This is a genomic window from Streptomyces sp. NBC_01477, assembly GCF_036227245.1.
Classification (GTDB): domain Bacteria; phylum Actinomycetota; class Actinomycetes; order Streptomycetales; family Streptomycetaceae; genus Actinacidiphila.
On record NZ_CP109445.1, the window covers coordinates 8449138 to 8465517 of the forward strand.

The 16380-nt window shown below is 70.7% G+C and carries 17 protein-coding genes; 7 read left to right on the forward strand and 10 right to left on the reverse strand.

Annotation, left to right across the window (positions count from 1 at the left end; all coding sequences use genetic code 11):
* Positions 1 to 216: 216 nt before the first annotated feature.
* Complete coding sequence (mobF, locus tag OHA86_RS35845) at positions 217 to 1704, forward strand: MobF family relaxase (protein WP_443071953.1); 1488 nt, start codon at positions 217 to 219, stop codon at positions 1702 to 1704.
* 713 nt (positions 1705 to 2417) lie between these two features.
* Here the strand turns inward: mobF and OHA86_RS36220 are convergent.
* From OHA86_RS36220 to OHA86_RS35865, 6 genes are all read right to left on the reverse strand, one after another.
* Complete coding sequence (locus OHA86_RS36220; RefSeq protein WP_443072044.1) at positions 2418 to 2534, reverse strand: DUF6233 domain-containing protein; 117 nt, start codon at positions 2532 to 2534, stop codon at positions 2418 to 2420.
* A gap of 49 nt (positions 2535 to 2583) precedes the next feature.
* Positions 2584 to 3558, reverse strand: coding sequence for a YihY/virulence factor BrkB family protein (locus OHA86_RS35850; RefSeq protein ID WP_329171296.1), 975 nt, complete (start codon positions 3556 to 3558; stop codon positions 2584 to 2586).
* Between the two features lie 115 nt (positions 3559 to 3673).
* Positions 3674 to 4246 (reverse strand): hypothetical protein, encoded by a 573-nt coding sequence (locus tag OHA86_RS35855; protein ID WP_329171294.1) that lies wholly within the window; start codon positions 4244 to 4246, stop codon positions 3674 to 3676.
* A 12-nt stretch (positions 4247 to 4258) separates the two neighbouring features.
* Positions 4259 to 4660, reverse strand: a complete 402-nt coding sequence (locus tag OHA86_RS36225; protein ID WP_443071591.1) for a DUF6233 domain-containing protein — start codon at positions 4658 to 4660, stop codon at positions 4259 to 4261.
* A 305-nt stretch (positions 4661 to 4965) separates the two neighbouring features.
* Positions 4966 to 5640 carry a DUF6000 family protein gene (locus tag OHA86_RS35860; RefSeq protein ID WP_329171292.1) on the reverse strand — a complete coding sequence of 225 codons (675 nt, stop codon included), beginning with the start codon at positions 5638 to 5640 and terminating at the stop codon, positions 4966 to 4968.
* A 201-nt stretch (positions 5641 to 5841) separates the two neighbouring features.
* Positions 5842 to 6294, reverse strand: a complete 453-nt coding sequence (locus OHA86_RS35865; protein WP_329171291.1) for a hypothetical protein — start codon at positions 6292 to 6294, stop codon at positions 5842 to 5844.
* Between the two features lie 147 nt (positions 6295 to 6441).
* On the opposite strand from OHA86_RS35865, the gene OHA86_RS35870 reads away from it, so the two are divergent.
* From OHA86_RS35870 to OHA86_RS35895, 6 genes are all read left to right on the forward strand, one after another.
* Positions 6442 to 6642 carry a hypothetical protein gene (locus OHA86_RS35870; protein WP_329171290.1) on the forward strand — a complete coding sequence of 67 codons (201 nt, stop codon included), beginning with the start codon at positions 6442 to 6444 and terminating at the stop codon, positions 6640 to 6642.
* A 244-nt stretch (positions 6643 to 6886) separates the two neighbouring features.
* Positions 6887 to 7165, forward strand: coding sequence for a hypothetical protein (locus tag OHA86_RS35875; RefSeq protein WP_329171288.1), 279 nt, complete (start codon positions 6887 to 6889; stop codon positions 7163 to 7165).
* Complete coding sequence (locus OHA86_RS35880) at positions 7122 to 7667, forward strand: DUF6879 family protein (protein ID WP_329171287.1); 546 nt, start codon at positions 7122 to 7124, stop codon at positions 7665 to 7667. The genes OHA86_RS35875 and OHA86_RS35880 overlap by 44 nt, the downstream gene beginning before the upstream one ends.
* Before the next feature lie 22 nt (positions 7668 to 7689).
* Complete coding sequence (locus tag OHA86_RS35885) at positions 7690 to 8538, forward strand: helix-turn-helix domain-containing protein (protein WP_329171286.1); 849 nt, start codon at positions 7690 to 7692, stop codon at positions 8536 to 8538.
* A gap of 96 nt (positions 8539 to 8634) precedes the next feature.
* Positions 8635 to 8826 (forward strand): hypothetical protein, encoded by a 192-nt coding sequence (locus OHA86_RS35890; protein ID WP_329171285.1) that lies wholly within the window; start codon positions 8635 to 8637, stop codon positions 8824 to 8826.
* Positions 8823 to 9227 (forward strand): restriction endonuclease, encoded by a 405-nt coding sequence (locus OHA86_RS35895; protein WP_329171283.1) that lies wholly within the window; start codon positions 8823 to 8825, stop codon positions 9225 to 9227. The genes OHA86_RS35890 and OHA86_RS35895 overlap by 4 nt, the downstream gene beginning before the upstream one ends.
* 4 nt (positions 9228 to 9231) lie before the next feature.
* Here OHA86_RS35895 and OHA86_RS35900 read toward each other — a convergent pair whose 3' ends face one another.
* The 4 genes from OHA86_RS35900 to OHA86_RS35915 form a co-directional block, all read right to left on the reverse strand.
* On the reverse strand, positions 9232 to 10614 hold the full coding sequence (locus OHA86_RS35900) for a hypothetical protein (RefSeq protein ID WP_329171281.1): 1383 nt from the start codon (positions 10612 to 10614) through the stop codon (positions 9232 to 9234).
* A 981-nt stretch (positions 10615 to 11595) separates the two neighbouring features.
* On the reverse strand, positions 11596 to 14334 hold the full coding sequence (locus OHA86_RS35905) for a DEAD/DEAH box helicase (RefSeq protein ID WP_329171279.1): 2739 nt from the start codon (positions 14332 to 14334) through the stop codon (positions 11596 to 11598).
* Positions 14331 to 14801: a hypothetical protein gene (locus OHA86_RS35910; RefSeq protein ID WP_329171277.1), complete on the reverse strand. Its 471-nt coding sequence runs from the start codon at positions 14799 to 14801 to the stop codon at positions 14331 to 14333. Before OHA86_RS35910 ends, OHA86_RS35905 begins: the two co-directional genes overlap by 4 nt.
* Positions 14798 to 15736, reverse strand: coding sequence for a hypothetical protein (locus OHA86_RS35915; RefSeq protein ID WP_329171275.1), 939 nt, complete (start codon positions 15734 to 15736; stop codon positions 14798 to 14800). Before OHA86_RS35915 ends, OHA86_RS35910 begins: the two co-directional genes overlap by 4 nt.
* Positions 15737 to 16380: the final 644 nt, after the last annotated feature.

Consider the following 16380-nt stretch of genomic DNA (forward strand, 5'->3'; position numbering starts at 1 on the left):
GGCTGTGGTTGCGGCGCAGCATTCGCACGCTGTCGTCGGCTGGTGGGCGGTTCCGCCTGGCGGGCGCCCGCGGTGGAAATCCGGTGCCGGTCTCCCGCCGGGCGGGAAGCGCTCCACGTCGTGCTTTTGTGCAGGTCACGGGCGGTGTTCTGTGGCCGGATGGTGAGTGCGAAGAAGATCGGACAGTGTGGGTGGCCGTACTACTTCCGCGGCGTGATGGTCGGCGACGGCCGCCGCCGGGCGGGTAAACCGCTGCGCGCCGCGCAGGACGAAGCCGGGGTTCCGCCCGGTATCTGGACAGGTAGGGGACTTGCCGCGGTCGGACTGGCGCCCGGGGAGGAGGTGACCGAGCGGCAGGCTGAGCTGCTGCTGGGGGAGGGCCGGCACCCGGACGCCGACCGGATCGAGGCGGAGCTCCTGGCGCAGGGCGTGAGTCCGGGGAAGGCGCGGCGGGCGACGGTGCTGGGCAGGCCCGTCGAGCACAACCGGTCGCCGGAGACCGAGGACGCCAAGGAGCGCTCGCCCTGGCTGGCGATGGACCTGGTGTTCCGGGCGCAGTCGACTGCGCAGGTCTCGTGGGCGCTGATGGATGACGAGCACCGCGGGGTGCTGGAGCTGTGCCAGGACATCGCCCGGGACAGGGCACTGGGCTGGCTGGAGGAGTCGGTCGCTGAGATCCGGTGGGGGAGCGGCGGCAAGCACCGCGCCCCGGTGAAGGACGGGTTGATCTTTGCGGTGTTCCGGCACTACGAGTCCAGGGCCGGCAAACCACTGCTCCACGATCACGCTGTTCTGTCGATCCGGGCGCGGCGGCCGGACGGGACGTGGGGGAACGTGTCGGCGGCCTCGCTGCTGGACAACATCGTTGCCGCCGGCACCCTCTACACCCTGGTGTTCATGGAGGAGGTGTCTGCGCGGCTGGGGTGGGCGTGGGAGCCGCGTGAGGTGACGCCCGGCCGGCGGCCCGTCATGGAGATCGCGGGCATCGACCAGCGCCTCATCAACTGGCAGTCCACCCGCCGTCAGCAGATCGCCGACGCAGGGCCCCTCCTGGTGGCCGACTACGAGGCCAAGCACGGGCACGCGCCGGGGGAGCGGGCCGCCTACGCGCTGGACCGGCAGGCCGCCGACCGGACGCGCCCGTGCAAGCCGGCCGCGAAGCGTTCGCTGTCGCAGCTGCGCGGGGCCTGGCGGGAGTCGGCGGTCGCCGCGTTCGGCGCCGAGGTCGTCTCCCGGCTGGCGGAGCGGGCGCGTGCGGCGGCAGCGGCGGTGTGGGCGCGGGTGCGCCCCGTCGTCGACGTCGCCCTGGCCGCCGTCGACGTCGTCGCCGTGGTGTACGTGATGCGCGGCGCGTTCTCCTACCGGCACCTGCTCGCCGAAGCCCGCCGGCACCTCACCTACACCCTGCGCGGCCAACCTCATCTGCCCGGCCTGGACGAAGCGATCGTGCAGACCGCGATCGGCGGCTACACCCGGCCTGTCGGCCGCGGCCGGATGATGACCGCGGACCTGAGCGTCCTGCACCCGCGCGAGAACGGGGACCAGGCCGCGGTGCGCTCGCTGGCCCCGGCCCGTTCCTGGTCCCGCTACGACCGCGCCCGCCTGGCCTCCGCAGCATCCACGAGCATCGCGGCCAGCTGCGGTTCGGCCGCGGCGAACTCGCCGGCGGCTTCGGCGTCGTCGGCCTGGACCGCTCGGAGGTAGTTGAAGGCGCTAATGGCCGCGTGCGGGGTCATCGGGGCGAGCGGCGCGGTGGCGGGCTGGGACATGGTCGGCTCCTCGTGGACGGGCCGCCCGGCTGTTCGGGTGGCCTCACCTGATGCTCGGAGTACCGGCCTGTGGATACTGTCCGCGCACGGGGGAGAGGTCTCCCTCCCCCGTGCGCGGGTGACGAGCAGCTGCCTGCTGCCGCGCCGGCTGCAGCCCGAGCCCGGGCGCTGGAGGGGCGCGGGCAGGGAGAGCTCTCTGCAGTGCCCGCCATCGGCCGTAAGGGCGCCGCGATTCACCACGTCCCCTTTCGGGTCCCGTTTGCAGTCCCGGTTGGAGTCGCCTTTCGAGTCCCGTTCCAGGTCCCCTTCGAAGTCCCACTCCATCCGTGCCGGAGGTGGGCAAACGCGCAGGTCACCGGTACGGACAAGGGGGTGAGGCCGTGCCGACTACTTCTCTACGGGCCATGGCAGAGCCGGACGGCCGGGCGAAGTGTCATCAGGCGGAGCGGGAGATCAGGCGGAACTGGCGCGCGGCGGAATGTGGGAGAGCAGCCGGAGCGAGCCAGGAGCCGGTGGCGGGACGACGAACGGGGTGAGCGCAGCGGGAGAACCGGACAGATGGGTACAGGGCTGCGATTGGTGGCGGGACTGAAATGCGGCGGACCTGGTTGACGGGGGAACGGGGCGGGCCGGCTGGAGCGGTCCGGGCTACGCCGCGGCGGTGCCCAGCGGCCGGTCCGGGCGGCAGACGGCGCAGGGCGCGGCGTCCGGGCGCGTCAGGACGGTGCGGGCCCACAGCGGCGCGAGATCCTCGAGCGCCTTCAGTCACCGGGTGGTCCGGCGGGCGGGGCGCGGACGTCCGACCTGTGCGTGGTCAGAGTTTGCGGTCGTCGCGTGGTTCGACGTAGGGCTCTTCGTCGAGGGGCTGGCCGCCTTCGTGTGCCCGGGTGCGTTCGGACTCCGCGCTGAACTCCAGGCCCAGGAGCAGGGCGATGTTGGAGATCCACAGCCAGATCAGGAAGACGATGATTCCGGCGAAGGTGCCGTAAGTCTTGTTGTAGCTGCTGAAGTTCGCCACGTAGATGGCGAAAACGGCAGACGCGACGATCCAGATGACGATACTGAGCAGGCTGCCGCGGGTGACCCAGGCGAAACGGTGTCTGACGTTCGGGGCGGCCCAGTGCAGCACCGCGACGACCACCGCGAACAGGAGGATCATGACCGGCCATTTGGCGTAGTTCCATACGGTCACAGCCGTGTTGCCCAGGCCCAGGATGTTGCCGGTCTTCCGCGCCAGGTTCCCGGTGAACACGACGCCCACCGCGATAGCAGCCATGGCGATGACGATGAACACGGCGATCGAGAACCGGAGGGGCAGGGTCTTCCAGGCCGGCCGACCCTCGCCGATGTCATACACGGCGTTGCCGGCCCGCATGAAAGCAGCTACGTATCCGGACGCTGACCACAGTGCGACCGCCACACCGATGATCAGCGGGATCAGGGCCTTGTTGCCGCTGGTCTGCACCTGGGCGACGATGCTGGTCAGGGTCGAGCGGACCGCACCGGGAGCCACGCTGACGATGTTGGCGGTCAGCGACTTGGCGGTCGACTTGTTCAGCAGGCCCACAATCGACACCAGGGCCAGCAGCGCGGGGAAGATCGCCAGGATCGCGTAGTAGGTGAGCGCCGCCGCCAGGTCCGGCAGGTTGTCGGCCTTGTACTCCTTCAGCGTGCGCTTCGCGATCCCGCGCGAGGCCCCGCTGGGCAGGTCCGATGGTTTCTCGGGCGCCTGCCCGGCTCCATCCGCGCGGGTAGCCCCGGAGTTCTTCGGCTCGCCTTCATCCATCATTCGCCTCCTGAGCCGTGCCGTGGCCGCTACCACGGCAGAGCACACGTGGGCGGGCAGCCCGGTGCGCGTCCTGGATCCCGCGCCCTGACGTCGGACCGGGGCGCGGGACTGCGCCCTACGCCGCGACGAAGGGGGCCACCGAGCGGGCTCGCTCCCACATGCCGGAAGTCTGCTCCGTAGGGCGCTGCTGCTCTCCGTGGAGCGCGTTGAGGATCACCAGGCATCCGGTCAGGGCCGGCAGGGCCCACTGCACGTAGCCCAGCTGCCGCCGGGCTTTGTCCAGGTCGATGGGATGCTTGTCCGCCATTTCGGCGTCATCTGGGTCCGCAGAGGAAGCCAGGTCCACTTTCTTGCCCAAGATGCCGGCGTAGGCGGTAGCGGCCAGGGCCGCCGCCGTGACGACGGTCTTGGCCGTCGTGGAGGCGGCCACGCCTTTTTGAGTGGCGACGCGGTGGGCATTGAGGGCCAGCAGCCCGCCACCGCCGAAGAGGTGAGCGCCGACAGCGGCGGCATTGACCGGCGCCCACCGCGCCCACCCGGCTGAGGCGATCCGGTCCGTTGCCGCCTGGGTTTCGCCCTCGTTCTCAGCGGCGCCGTTGAGGCCGATCGCGCCCATCAGCGAGCCGCCGAACCAAGCCGCCAAGCCGACATCGTGCAGGCTGCGAATGGCCGTGTTGCGTTCGGACATCAGGACGCTCCTTCAAGGCAGGCGAGTGCAGGCCGCACGGTGGTCGGCCACCCCCACCCTCATCGGATCCTCTCGTCGCCGCCATCGCAGCTGACCCAGACGGGCGTTCCCGGTACGTGTGGGGCGGCCGCAGTGCCGCGCAGTGACCGAGCGCTGCGCACCGCGGCGTAGGGCCGCCCCGACGCTGCCGCTCACGCAAGCGGCTGGCCGATCGGGCCGACACACCTGGCACGCCGCGGCGTCGGCGCGCTCGAGGACGGCCCGGGCCTGCTCGGTGGTCGCGGGGCGGGCGTAGTCGTGGTTGGCGTGGCAGGTGCCGCGGTGCACGATGCGGGCGGGGCCGACGGTGGTGCCGAAGTAGACGGATTCCTCGATCCGCCACCGGGCCGGGACGCCGTACCGCTCGGTGGGCACCGCGTCGTAGGACTGCCCCTCGATGGGCGTGCAGGCGCCGGCGGGCGCGCGGAAGTCGACGGCGGCCGGGGCCGCCAGGAGCTGGCCGTGCTCGCTGCCCTGGCTGGCTGGTGAAGAGGCAGTATCTGACCCGTGCGCTATTCGCGGCCGGTGAAAGCGAGGACCGCGACGGCAAGCCCTTGGCTGATGAGGCGGTTAGTCCCGATTTGGTCCTCCAGTCAACAGGCGGGTGGTTGACCCGCCCGCTCGCCTCTCACCACGTCCCTCCCGATGCAGGGGCCAACCCCGGAAGACATTCACAGCACCTACGTCTTAATCAGAGGTCTCTCACCTGCCGCGAAGGCCACCAACTGTGCAATCAGCGCCCGCTCCTCTTCCAAGGAGTCCGCGCCCTCCTCACCGGACCACTGTCTCCACAAGCCACCTGCAGTGAGCAATGGCTGGGCATAGCTGGTACCGAGCACACCGTCGAGATACAGAAGCGCCCCCATGGCCTGCCGCTGGCAGTGCCAGTCGTCGTCATCGTCCAGGGGACGTGGGAGAAGAAGGGCCTGATCCAGGTAACGACGCAGTAGTTCCGCATCCTGGTCTGTGCCCAGCCGGGCCAAAGCTGTGCAGTAGTCCCAGCCGTACCCGCTCGGGGCATCGCTTCGCAGGTCCTGGGCGATTCGGTCGCGGAGGTCGGCGCGCCGGCCGACCGCGATGAGCCACGAAGCGGCCAACTGCTCGCGCCAGCCACCTGTGTCCAGAAGCGTCATCAGATCGTGAGTGCTGGCCCTGCGCGCGGACCAGCGCAGCCGGTACTGGAAGAGCTTCTGACGAGGTCGCGGCCAGAACAGGACCCCGCCGCGTAGGTGCAGGTAGCGTCCACCGTGGCCGACGTAGCGCCGGATCAATTGGTGCTGATAGCGGTACTCGCTGCTACCGAACCTCCCGCGCAGGAAAGTCGCCGTGTAGCCCCGCAGGCCGCCAAGATCCACTCGTACCATCCACGCCGCCGCCCGCAACCGCGACCCGTATCCCCAAATTGCCTTTGCCACAAAGCCCCCCTGCCGTCTACAACCACCAAGGTGCCCCACACCAGCGACCAGTCCGCGGGACCCATCATCGCGCCTTGTGTACACCGCGGTGCCCGGCTGTGGCCGGTGCTGGCGACCGCTGGCGCCGAGTTTTCTGCTGCCCTACGGTGTGGTGGCGCATGCGGCGAGGTAGTCGGTCCAGCTGTCCTGGGCGAGTCCGGCCCAGTTGTTGGCTGTGCTCGTGCTGACGCCGAAGAGGTCGCTGACGATGATGGGCGGCAGGCTGCTGACGGCCTCGATCATGGCTGCGTTGCGGGCGCTGATGCCGGCCAGGCCGTGCTGTTTCATCATGGCCCGGATGGTTGCGGCGCTGCGGGGCCGGCTCGGTGGGCGTCCGGGGAAGAGGAACCTGGGCTCTGTTGTCCGGGGCGGTTGCAGCAGCGAGGTGTTCCGGTTCGGGCGGATGATCTGCCGCTCGATGAGCTGGGCGAGTGTGGGTGGCAGCAGGACCGGGTGGGCGTTGATGGTGAGGTAGGCGCCGTCGTCCTCATGATGGAAGCGATCGGTGGTCAGGGTGTTGATGCGGGACATGTGCAGGCCGTAGAGGCAGGTCAAAGAGCCGATGATCCGTACTTCCAGAGGAAGCGTGTCGTCGGTGAGGCAACGACGCAGCTGCTGGTCGAGTTCTTCGCTGGCAAGGAATCTGGTTGCCTGAGTGCGCTGTGTCGGCGGGACGGTGACCTTGGAGGTGAGGCGGCGGCCGTGCTGGACAACCGGGCCGCCGACACCCTCGCGGGCATCAGGGCACTGCGCGGCATCCGTCGGCGCGAGCTCGCCGTCGGCGTCACCACGCTCCCCGAGCTCCAGGAACACGGTCCCGCCGACGCGGTCTGGCGCAGCGCCACCAGCGACACGCGGCTGCGCCTGGCCGCGCTCATCAACCGGCGGGAGCACAACGGATGACCGCCGGCTGTGCGGGCCGTTCCTCACGGCCGGCAAGCCCATCGGCCCGGCGGGCGGAACGGGCACCGAGGTTCCCGCGTCACCGGATGGGACGCAGCTCGCGGCCGCTCCCTCCACTGCGACGGCACCGGACAGGCCCGCCCGCTATGGGCGCTGACCGACCCGCGCCCTTGACCGAGAGTGCTGGTGCGCGGGACGGTCGGGTGCGCAACTATGCGCAACCGACTCGACACGGGAGCATGCGATGACGTTACGGTTCGTCGGGATCGACCCGAACACCGGCGGCGAGGGGTCGCCGACGGTGTGGGTGGAGCAGGAGAGCGCGGATCTGGTCCTGCAGGGGGAGGAAGCCGACGGCCTTCTCCAGGCCCTGGTCGGCTCCACTGAATGGGTGGCCGGCCACAAGGCGGGGATCCCCGCGCACGAGCGGGTGATCCGGATCCCGGTCCGGATGGTGGCGATTCTGAGGGAGGCGTGCGATGCCGCTGAGCGCGCAGCAGCTGGGCACCGCGACGTTCGCTGAGCTACTCGCCGGCACCCGGCACACGGCGGTCCATCTGGAGATGCGGGACGTCTACGCCGTCGGCGACGAAGCCGACGACTTCGAGACCTTCCTGCGCACCGGCGTCCCGAACCTGGATCCGGGCCGCTCGTTCTGGCCGCAGTGGATGCCGCTCGTTCAGGGCGCGGTCGCCCGCGGGGTGGTGATGCGCCGGGCGCGGATCGTCTCCGAGCCGGTCACCGACTACATCCGCTACGAGCACGCCATCACCGCGCTGAACCTCCAGGCCGGCGAGGACGTGCGCTGGCTGCCCCGGCGCCGCGCGTCCGACATCGCGCTGCCCGGCAACGACTTCTGGCTCCTGGACGGGCACATCGTGCAGTTCCACCACTTCACCGGCGCCGGCGACTGGGCGCCGGACGGCAAAGAGCGCACCCGGGACCCGGCCGCCGTCGCGCTGTGCGCAGCCGCATTCGAAGCGGTGTGGGAGCGCGGCATCCCGCACGAGAAGTTCGCCCCCTGAACGCCCCGGGCCGCCCGCGACCATGACCGCCTCTCCCTCCTCCAGCGCCCAGGCCGCCCGCGTGGCGCTCGCGGTCCGCTTGCAGCACCTGCGCAAGGACGCCGGCCTGACCGGGCGCGAGCTGTCCGCCCGGTGCGGCTGGCACCCGGCCAAGACCACCCGCCTGCAGAAGGGCGAGGCCGCGCCCACCGACAGCGACATCCGCACCTGGTGCGCGGCCTGCGGCGCCGACGGCCAGGCGGACGATCTGATCGCCACAGCCCGGGCGGTCGACTCGATGTATCTGGAGTGGCGCCGCCTGCACCGCAGCGGCATGCGGCGCGTCCAGGAGGACTTCTACACCCTGTACGAGCACACCCGCCTCTGCCGGGCGTACCTCTCCAACGTCCCGCCCGGCTTCCTCCAGACCCCCGCGTTCGCGACCGCCCTCATGCAGCAGATCACCGCGTTCCAGGGCACCCCCAACGACGTCGCCGAAGCCGTCGCCGCCCGCGTCGCCCGCTCCCGCTTCCTCTACGAAGGCGGGCACCGCTACGTCGTGGTCATGGAGGAGTCCGTCCTGCGCTTCCGCACCGCCGACCCCGACGCCATGCGCGGACAGCTGCGCCACCTCCTGGCGGTGATGCCGCTGGCGTCCCTGTCGCTGGGCATCATCCCGTTCACCGCGCAGCGCACCGTGTGGCCGCTCGAGGCGTTCTACGTCCACGACGACACCCTGGCCGTAGTGGAGACGCTGACCGCCGAGATCAGGGTGACCCAGCCGCGCGAACTGGCCGACTATGCCAAGGCCTTCGCCGGCCTCGCGTCGATGGCCGTGTACGGGGACGCGGCCCGCACCCTCATCACGGCCGCGATCGACACCCTGGAGTGAACCTCCGCAATTTCCCGCAATCTCGTTGAGAGCGCGTCCTGCAATTGCGTAGCGTCGAAGGCCCGATGGACCACCGGCCGGGAAGGGCGGGGTCGCATGCGCACACCCGCGGACACCGACACCCGCACCACCGACGCGCGCCCGGAGGGCCGCGGTCCCCGGCCGCCCGCCTACGGCGTTCCCTCCCCGGACCTGCTCGCCCGCACCGACCGCGGCTTCGCCAGCTTCCTCGAGCGCATCGAGGACCAGGACGACGAAGTCGGCTGCGGGCAGGACACCCCGCGGTGACCGCCGCCCCGGCCGGCCCGGCCGCCCCGCACAGCACGGCCACGATCCTGTACGACCCGGACGGGCTGATCGAAGCGCAGCTCCCGTTCGACCGCGCGCCGTACGAGTGCCTCGTCAAGGCAGTCCTGGCGTGGGCCGGCCCGGACACGCTGCAGGAGCGCGACTATGAGCAGATCGCGCTCCAGCTGACCGCCTGTGCCCGCGCGGCCGCCGTCGACGTACGGCGCTGCGCCGACCAGTTGCCGGCGGACAGCGGGTGTCGGGCGCTGGCCGACGTCGTCCTGCTGGAGGCGGAAGGCCGGCTGTCCGTGGCGCTGGAGGGCACAGTGCGTTGCGTCCAAGACCGCGCCCGCTTGGTGCGCGCCCTCTATGAGCGCCTGGACCGCCTGACGGCCGCCTGAGCGGCTACTGCTCGCGTGCGGACGGGGGCAGTGCCATGTCCATCAGCTGCCGTACCGCGTCGCTGTCGAGGTCGCTGTCCAGGTGGAAGGACACCCTCAGCATCTTGCCGACCTGGACAGGGGTGATGCCGAAACGCAGGCGTGCGTCCAGGCAGATCTCCCCGAAGATGCCGGCCGCCGCCTCGGGACGGTGCTGGAAGTACCAGACCAGCATCCTGACCGTGTCGGCGGGAAGATCTCCCAGCCTCTTGCCGTCATTTGTTCCGCCGTGCTGATCGACGTCGTCCGCGAGGTGACCGAGAACGGCGTCGATCAACACCTTGCGCAGAGCTCCACCGGGAATCAGCCCCTGGTCCTGCCCGTACATGAGAGTGGTCGCGGCAGTCCACGCCAGGGCATCGGCGGCCTCGTGGGCGTCGTCGCCCTTCATGTAGGGCTTGCGGCGCTTCCCACGCGGTTGTTCCGTCAGGTCGTCGTGGAAGTTCTTCCGCAGCCGGTTGTGGGCGTCCACCAGGCCCACCGGCTGGACGGTGTCGTACGAGGTGGTCGCGGCCAGCAGGGACTTGGGGCCGTTCTTCTGATGGAAGTTCTCCGCCCAGTCCCGGGCCACGGGCACCGACCACCACGGGGCCCCGTCGGCTTCCGCTTGGGGCTCGGGCAGCTTGTCCGCCTCGTAGCGCAGGTCGGGCATGTCCTCTTCCGCCACTGCCGCGATATTCGCCAGCCCTGCCATGTTCACCAAGCGGTCCGCCGCCAACTCGGGCGCGTGCAGATCGACAACGCACTCCGTCAGGGGCCGCACCCCGGGCTGAGAGGCCCGAAGCTGCGCCCAGAGTGCCAGGTGGTCGTGCCAGTTCGCCGGCGGCGTTTCGGGTGCCGTGAAACTGGCGATCTTGGCGACAGCGGCGTTCTGGGGATTGCAGGGGGCTTTCAGCACGTCAGCGGCGGTGACGGTGAGCTGGTTGTCCACTTCGCGGGGGTCGTTACGCTCGTAGGCGCCGTCCCAGACAAGGCCCGGGCGGTGCCAGCGTTCACCGGCCCACCAGTAGCCGCCGTGGCGAAACAGCATCCCCGCGGGCTCGTGCACCCAGTGGTGATGCAGGCCGCCCAGGTCGCCCGCCTCGATGAGTAAGACCACCCGGCCGTACTCCGGGTGCTGGTACACCGCCCATGCGAACGCCGGGTTCTTCGGCTCGGTGGTGAACGCCACCCACCCCCCGTTGCGTGTCGGGTCAGTCCGCCCCCACAGTCCGCCACCTTGGTTGCGGCCGGTCCGCTCGATGGCGTCGGGGTTGTCCAGGGGCAGGCGCTCATCGTTGATGAACACCAGGCCCGGAACGGGGTGATCGGTGCGCGTGCCGTTGGCGACCGGACGGATGCGGGACATCGCAGAATTCCCCTCAAAGCTGTCAGTACAACCGGAAGAACCTAGCCCGCTCCGATGGGAGTTATGCGCCCAGAGCGAGCCCATCTCGTCACGACTTCGGCCAAAGCATCGGAGCTGTGTGCAGGGCCCCGCTCCGCCTGGCGGCTGCGTCCGTGGAGCCGTTGTTGCCCGGCCAGCCCGGCCAGCAGCCGGCTCGGCACCGCCGCTGAAGTTGTCCGAGCCTTTACCGGGTGCCGTTCGGCAACGGACTGGGCAACGGACTGGGCAACGGGGTAGGCAACGGACTGGGCAACGGACTGGGCACACCGTTCCGTCAAGGCCGCTTCGAAAGGGGCCTCTGACCTGGGGTAGTGATGTTTCCGCCGCTGCTCCAGGGCGCTGACATCCCCTCTGTGCCCCCTCCCTTGTCCTCAGCCCTGGTGATGGAGGAGGCGGATGGACTGCGGACAGGGCACCTCGGGGAAGCGGCGCCGGTTCGCGTCACGGCGGCCTGCCCCGCAGCCGCCGCCCTGGTCCCGCCTCATCGTGTCGGCGGGCCGGATGGAGGCGTCCGGCGACACCGGCCGGGCACTCGTACTCCCGAGGCTGGACCCTGGGCTGACAGGCCGGGACGGATCGAGGCGAGGAGAGCACGATGTGGTTCAAGGCCGCACTGACAGCCGTACTGGCACTGTGGCGCCGCCGCAATCGCAAGCGCGCGCGCAGAGGGACATGACAAGCCGTGCAGCCTCCCCGACACAGCTGCCCGGAGGTGCAACGCGAGTGCAATGCCGGGGTGTAACGCGGATCTGCGTTTCACCCCTGACCTGCAAGAAAACCCCTCCAATCGAGAATCGGCGTGCGTTACACGCCCGCGTTACGGCCCTCACGGACGCCCAGGTCCGGATCCGGTCGAATCCGGGTCCGGACAGCCCGCCCGCCTGCAGCACGAACCGACCCCGGGCCTGAGCTGGCCCGGGGTCGGTTCGTGCGGGGGAGTGGTCAGAGGTTGTCCGGGGCGGAAGCAGCCGGGACTGCTGGCACTGCGCCCGCCCAGTCGACGCCCAGTGCGGCGAGGGAGGCGAGTTGGTCGGCGGTGAGCCTGTCCCGCCTGGAACGCATGTTCGAAATCCATACGCCCAGCTTCAGGATCACCGGTTCCGCCTCACCGTCGACCGCGATCTGTTCACCGTGCGCGCGCGGCACGGGCCGGTCGCCTTCCCGTTCCACCCACTGCGTCAGGGCCGCCAGGCCCCGCCGGAACGCCTGCTCCGCCCTGTCCGCGCCCTTCGCCGCTTCCCCGGCTGTCGGGGCGGGAGAGGGGGCCACAGGGGCGTTGATGCCGAGCGCGGTCAGCCGCTCCTGCTGCTCGGGCAGCAGCTGCATCCAGGTGCCGGGTTCCTGTTGCCGCCACCGCCACTTGCCGATGTCGTCGCCGTCCCAGACCACGCCCGCCGCGAGGTAGGGCAGGGAGCCCTCGTCTTCGACGATGTCGGCAAGCACCCGGTAGTGGCGTTGCCAGTCCAGGGGCCAGGGGCAGTCCCAGTCCGGGTCGATCTCCGTGAGCTGCGCCGCACGGGCGGCGGCCCGCTCCGGGTCCTTGCCCAGTCCGTTCTTGGCTCCCTTCCTGCGCAGATTGGCCATGTGCTGCCCGACCGGCACCATCGCCTCGCCCTCGCCCCAGACCGCGTCCTGGCGGGGTGCGAGGTGCCCGGTGGCCCGCCGGTACGAGCGCAGCGCGGACAGCTTGGCCTCCCACGCCTCCTCACCCGGCTCCCAGACCATCCCGGCCGCCGGTTCGTCCAGCAGCTCCCTGCGGCGCGGCTCCAGCTCCCCGGCCCGCGCCGCCTTCCTCTGCTGGTGCACCCACCGCCCCAGCGGGAAGTCCTTGGTGACGCCGACCTCGGTCTCCGTGTCATACGGCACGGCGTACAGGCCGGTGATCTCGTTCTCCGCCCGCCACCGGACCAGGGCCCGGTAGCCCTCCAGCCACACCAGGGAGTCGGGCGTGTAGACCCGGGTGCGCAGGAACGCCGCGATCGTCGCCGCGTCCCGGGGCGAGGCGAAGTGCAGCAGCGCCGACTCCGCGGCCGCGTCGGCGCCGTCCTGCTCCTGCTCCTGGTCCTCGCCGTCACCCCCGCCGGCCCCAGTGATCCGGCCGGCTTCGTCCCTCTTGACGTGGATCTTGCGCTTCCCGCTGGACAGGGCGCGGGAGGCGAGCTGCTCCACCAGACGCTCATCGTGGGAGCGGAGCCCTTGGAGCACCGCTACCAGGGGGGCGAAGCTGGCGCTGGCGACCATGTCGCCGGGGTCCTCCCCGGCCTCGAGGAAACACGGCACGATGATCCTGGCGACTTTGGTGGTGCCGTCGCGGTTGAGGCGCAGCGCCCGGCCGATGTTCTGCACGATCTCCACCTGCGAGCCGCGGGTGTCGGCGAAGACGATCGCCTCGACACCCCGCTCGCCCGTGATGTCCACGCCCTCCCCGAGCACGCGAACGGACGCCAGGAACGCCCGGTGCACGCGCCGGCTGTTGGCGTCGATGCCGTTGGCGAACTGCCGCAGCACCTCCCGGCGTTCGGCCACCAGGTGGTCGCCGCACAGCCACGCCGACCACACCCGGTCCGGGGGCACGTGGCGGCCGGCCTCCAGGTCGTACAGCTCCGCGCCGATCGACGACGCGGGCAGCTTCTTCACCTTCTTCTCCGCCTCCGCCAGCTCCTCATCGGACAGCTCGGTCGCGTACAGCTCCGCGGCCGTCTCGGGGAGCTTCTCCGCGAACGCCTGCGCCTCCTCCACCCGCTGGTGGAACGTCATGACGGTGCGCAGGTTGTGCGCGGCCGCGTGCTCCAGCAGCGCGGTCTGCAGCAGCGCCAGGCGCCGGCCCCGCAGCGCCTCCTCCGACAGCCCGAGGATCGGCGAGGGGTCGCGGATCTCCAGCACGTCGATCTCGAACCCCGCCAGGACGCCTTTCTCGATCGCCTCCGAGAGCCCCAGCTCAGCGCCGGGAAGCCAGGCCCCGAAGGTGCCGTCGGGGTCGTCGGCCATGCTCGCGATCTCCAGCTCCTGGCCGTCCGTGCCCTTCTGTGGCCGGGCCGCCGCCAGGATGCGCGGGGTGGCGGTGAGGTAGAGCCGGAAGTCGGCGGGGATGCGGGCGTTGTCGTGGATCGCCGCCCACGGGCGCCCCATGTCACCTGCCGTTCCGTGGGCTTCGTCCACGATGGCGAGGTTGAAGCCGTCCATGCGCTGCCCGTACAGCCGGTCTCCGCCCGCCAGGGCGGCCTCCAGCGGCCCGCGCAGCTTCGCCCGGCCCGATGGGTCCTCGGGGTCCTCGCGGTCCACTAGAGAGGCGTACGTGGCGAATGCCACCAGCGGCCCGGACCCGGCCCACAGGGCGAGCTGGATCGGGTTGGTGGTCGTGCGCACCCCCAGCTCGTTCAGCACCGCGTCGTTCTCCAGCGAGCACACCGCGACCATCGGGGAGCGGTGGCCTACTGCCCGCCACGCCTGGGCGGTCTGCACCAGCAGGTCCAGCGTCGGCACGGTGACCAAGATCCTGCCGTCCGGGAAGGACTCCAGCGCACTCGCGGCTGCCATGATCGTCTTACCAGACCCAGTCGCGGACACGATCGTGCCCCGCGCCCCCCGCGCGGGCACGGATGACCTTGCGGGGAATCCCACCCACTTACGGAAAGCCGCCTTCTGCTTCACCTGATGTTCCTTGAGCTGAATCCCGCTCATTCCCCCGCCCCCGTTCCCGTCGAATGTGAAACGTCAGTGCCGTCCGCCGGCCCGGCCTTCTCCCTGGCTTGCTGGTGGTTATGGATGATCTCGGCGAGTTTCTGCACCGCCGACGTGGTGAGGGCTCGTCCCCGCTGCCGGTACACGCTGTCGGCAGTGGCGACCAAGGTGTCGATCGACGCGGTGACCCCGCCGTCCCACCCCTGCCCGTACGCCTCGCCCCGCTCATCGGGCGCCAGTTCGCACTGCTCCTCAACCCAGCAGTGGCCCCCCGCGACTGCGCCGGCCTCCACCGCGCACACCAGCTGGTCGGCCTCGTCCGGCTCGATCCCTACTGCCGCCAAGGCCGCGAAGATCCGCATGCGGGCGTTGACCTGCATCGTCATGTAGTCGCCCATGCGCAGGCGGGGGTCGGGGCTGAGGTCGGGTGCGGAGGCGGCGCGGATCTCGGGATCGGGAGTGCTCATCGCCCGCCGTCCTTGTCCCTGGTGTCGTACCGCCAGGCGTCGTGCAGCCGCTCCAGCGCGGTCGCCTCCTGGTCCCAGACCCCCTTAAGCCACAGCGGGACCGCCTCGATCCGCTCGCACAGCACGTAGCAGGCCGCCATGTCGACCAAGACGACTTCTTCCGCGAACAGCCCGCCCGGCCCGTAGCGGGCCCACAGCCGCTCCAGCCGCGCCCGGTTGGCCCGCAGGAACTCCTCCAGGACTTGCGGATAGGCGTCCCGGTCGGCCAGCTTCACCGTCCGCAGCGCGATCCCCACGACGTCCCGGGACTCCGCCTCCCACCGGTCGCCGCTGGTGCCGGTGACGGCCGCGTAGTGCTGCTCCCACACGGCCAGGACGCGCTCGACAAGCTCCGCCGGCGCCTCGCTTCCCTCGCCCTGCTCCGCGTCGCGGACCGAAGGCCGGCCCGCACCGCTGCGCTCAACGGGAGGAGCGGGCCAGACGGAGGGGCGGGCGGACTTCGTCAGGACCATGCCGTGGTGGTCCAGGTAGGCCAGGAGGAACACCGCCAGCGCCCGGCCGGGCTCGCTGGCGTGATCGATCCCGGGCGGCTCGCTGCTCCAGCCGAACAGAGCCTGGTGGGGCCGGGGGTGCACCCCGTTGCCGTGCGGGTCGGGGAAGACAACGGCGCGGGTGAAGAAGTCGTCCAGGAGGCTGAGCTGCTCCGCGTCCGGACTGTCCAGCTCACGGCCGCGCACGGTCGCCAGGGCGTTCTGCAGGATCGTGGCCAGGTACAGCCGGCGTGCGTCCTCCAACTGGTAGGCCCCGCCGACCGGGCGTTCCTCGGGATCTGCCCCCGCGGCTTCACCGTTCGCGCGCTTCTCGCTTTCCTGCTGCCAGCGGTACACAGCCGGGTCGTCCTCGGGGGAGTAGGTCTCGCACCCCGAGGCGGTCATCCAGCTCCACAGCCGCTTCAGTTCGTTCCGCCGAACCGCGGCCAACCGGTCCTCCGCGCTGACAGCCGGCCGGTCCTCCGTTTCCAGGCCGCCAGCGGCCACCCAGCGCTCGTGAATTTGATCCGCAGTCAGCCCGGTAACCTCACGTTGGATTTCCTTCCGCGCATCATGGCGCATTTCGAAGCTCAACGAATTCAAAGCGTCCTCGCTTCTCGCGCCCCGCCCCGGTGGCCGGGGCCTGTCCCGTGTTTCCGCCAACGGTACATGCTGCATCCATGCGATGCACCCGCTACACTGGAACCCACACGAACGAGCGCCCCCCACCCCTCACAGTCAGCCGGGCCCGCGTCACCGGGCCCAACGGTTCTGGAGGCGCAGCCGGAAGGACCGTCAGGCGGGGAAGTGCAGCGGACCCGCCAGGAAGTGCCACTGCACTCCCGGTGATCGGATCGAGTAGCTGGCGGTGTTGGGGCCGAGCGGAGCGAGGCCCCCGGTCCGCCAGCCGGCGAGCTTCGCCCACCTCCTGGCGGACCGTCAACCCTGGAGCGCAGCGGAGGGGTTGGCCCGGCGGAGCCGGGCAGACCGCGCGAAGTGCGGTCACGCTGCGCGAAGCGCAGCGTTTCGCTTGCACAGCGCGCAGCGCT

Coding starts and splice junctions, on each gene's coding strand:
- mobF (WP_443071953.1), top strand. CDS start 217: ATGGTCGGCGACGGCCGCCGCCGGGCGGGTAAACCGCTGCGCGCCGCG.
- OHA86_RS35850 (WP_329171296.1), bottom strand. CDS start 3,558: ATGATGGATGAAGGCGAGCCGAAGAACTCCGGGGCTACCCGCGCGGAT.
- OHA86_RS35855 (WP_329171294.1), bottom strand. CDS start 4,246: ATGTCCGAACGCAACACGGCCATTCGCAGCCTGCACGATGTCGGCTTG.
- OHA86_RS35875 (WP_329171288.1), top strand. CDS start 6,887: ATGACGTTACGGTTCGTCGGGATCGACCCGAACACCGGCGGCGAGGGG.
- OHA86_RS35880 (WP_329171287.1), top strand. CDS start 7,122: ATGCCGCTGAGCGCGCAGCAGCTGGGCACCGCGACGTTCGCTGAGCTA.
- OHA86_RS35885 (WP_329171286.1), top strand. CDS start 7,690: ATGACCGCCTCTCCCTCCTCCAGCGCCCAGGCCGCCCGCGTGGCGCTC.
- OHA86_RS35890 (WP_329171285.1), top strand. CDS start 8,635: ATGCGCACACCCGCGGACACCGACACCCGCACCACCGACGCGCGCCCG.
- OHA86_RS35900 (WP_329171281.1), bottom strand. CDS start 10,614: ATGTCCCGCATCCGTCCGGTCGCCAACGGCACGCGCACCGATCACCCC.
- OHA86_RS35905 (WP_329171279.1), bottom strand. CDS start 14,334: ATGAGCGGGATTCAGCTCAAGGAACATCAGGTGAAGCAGAAGGCGGCT.
- OHA86_RS35910 (WP_329171277.1), bottom strand. CDS start 14,801: ATGAGCACTCCCGATCCCGAGATCCGCGCCGCCTCCGCACCCGACCTC.
- OHA86_RS35915 (WP_329171275.1), bottom strand. CDS start 15,736: ATGACCGCCTCGGGGTGCGAGACCTACTCCCCCGAGGACGACCCGGCT.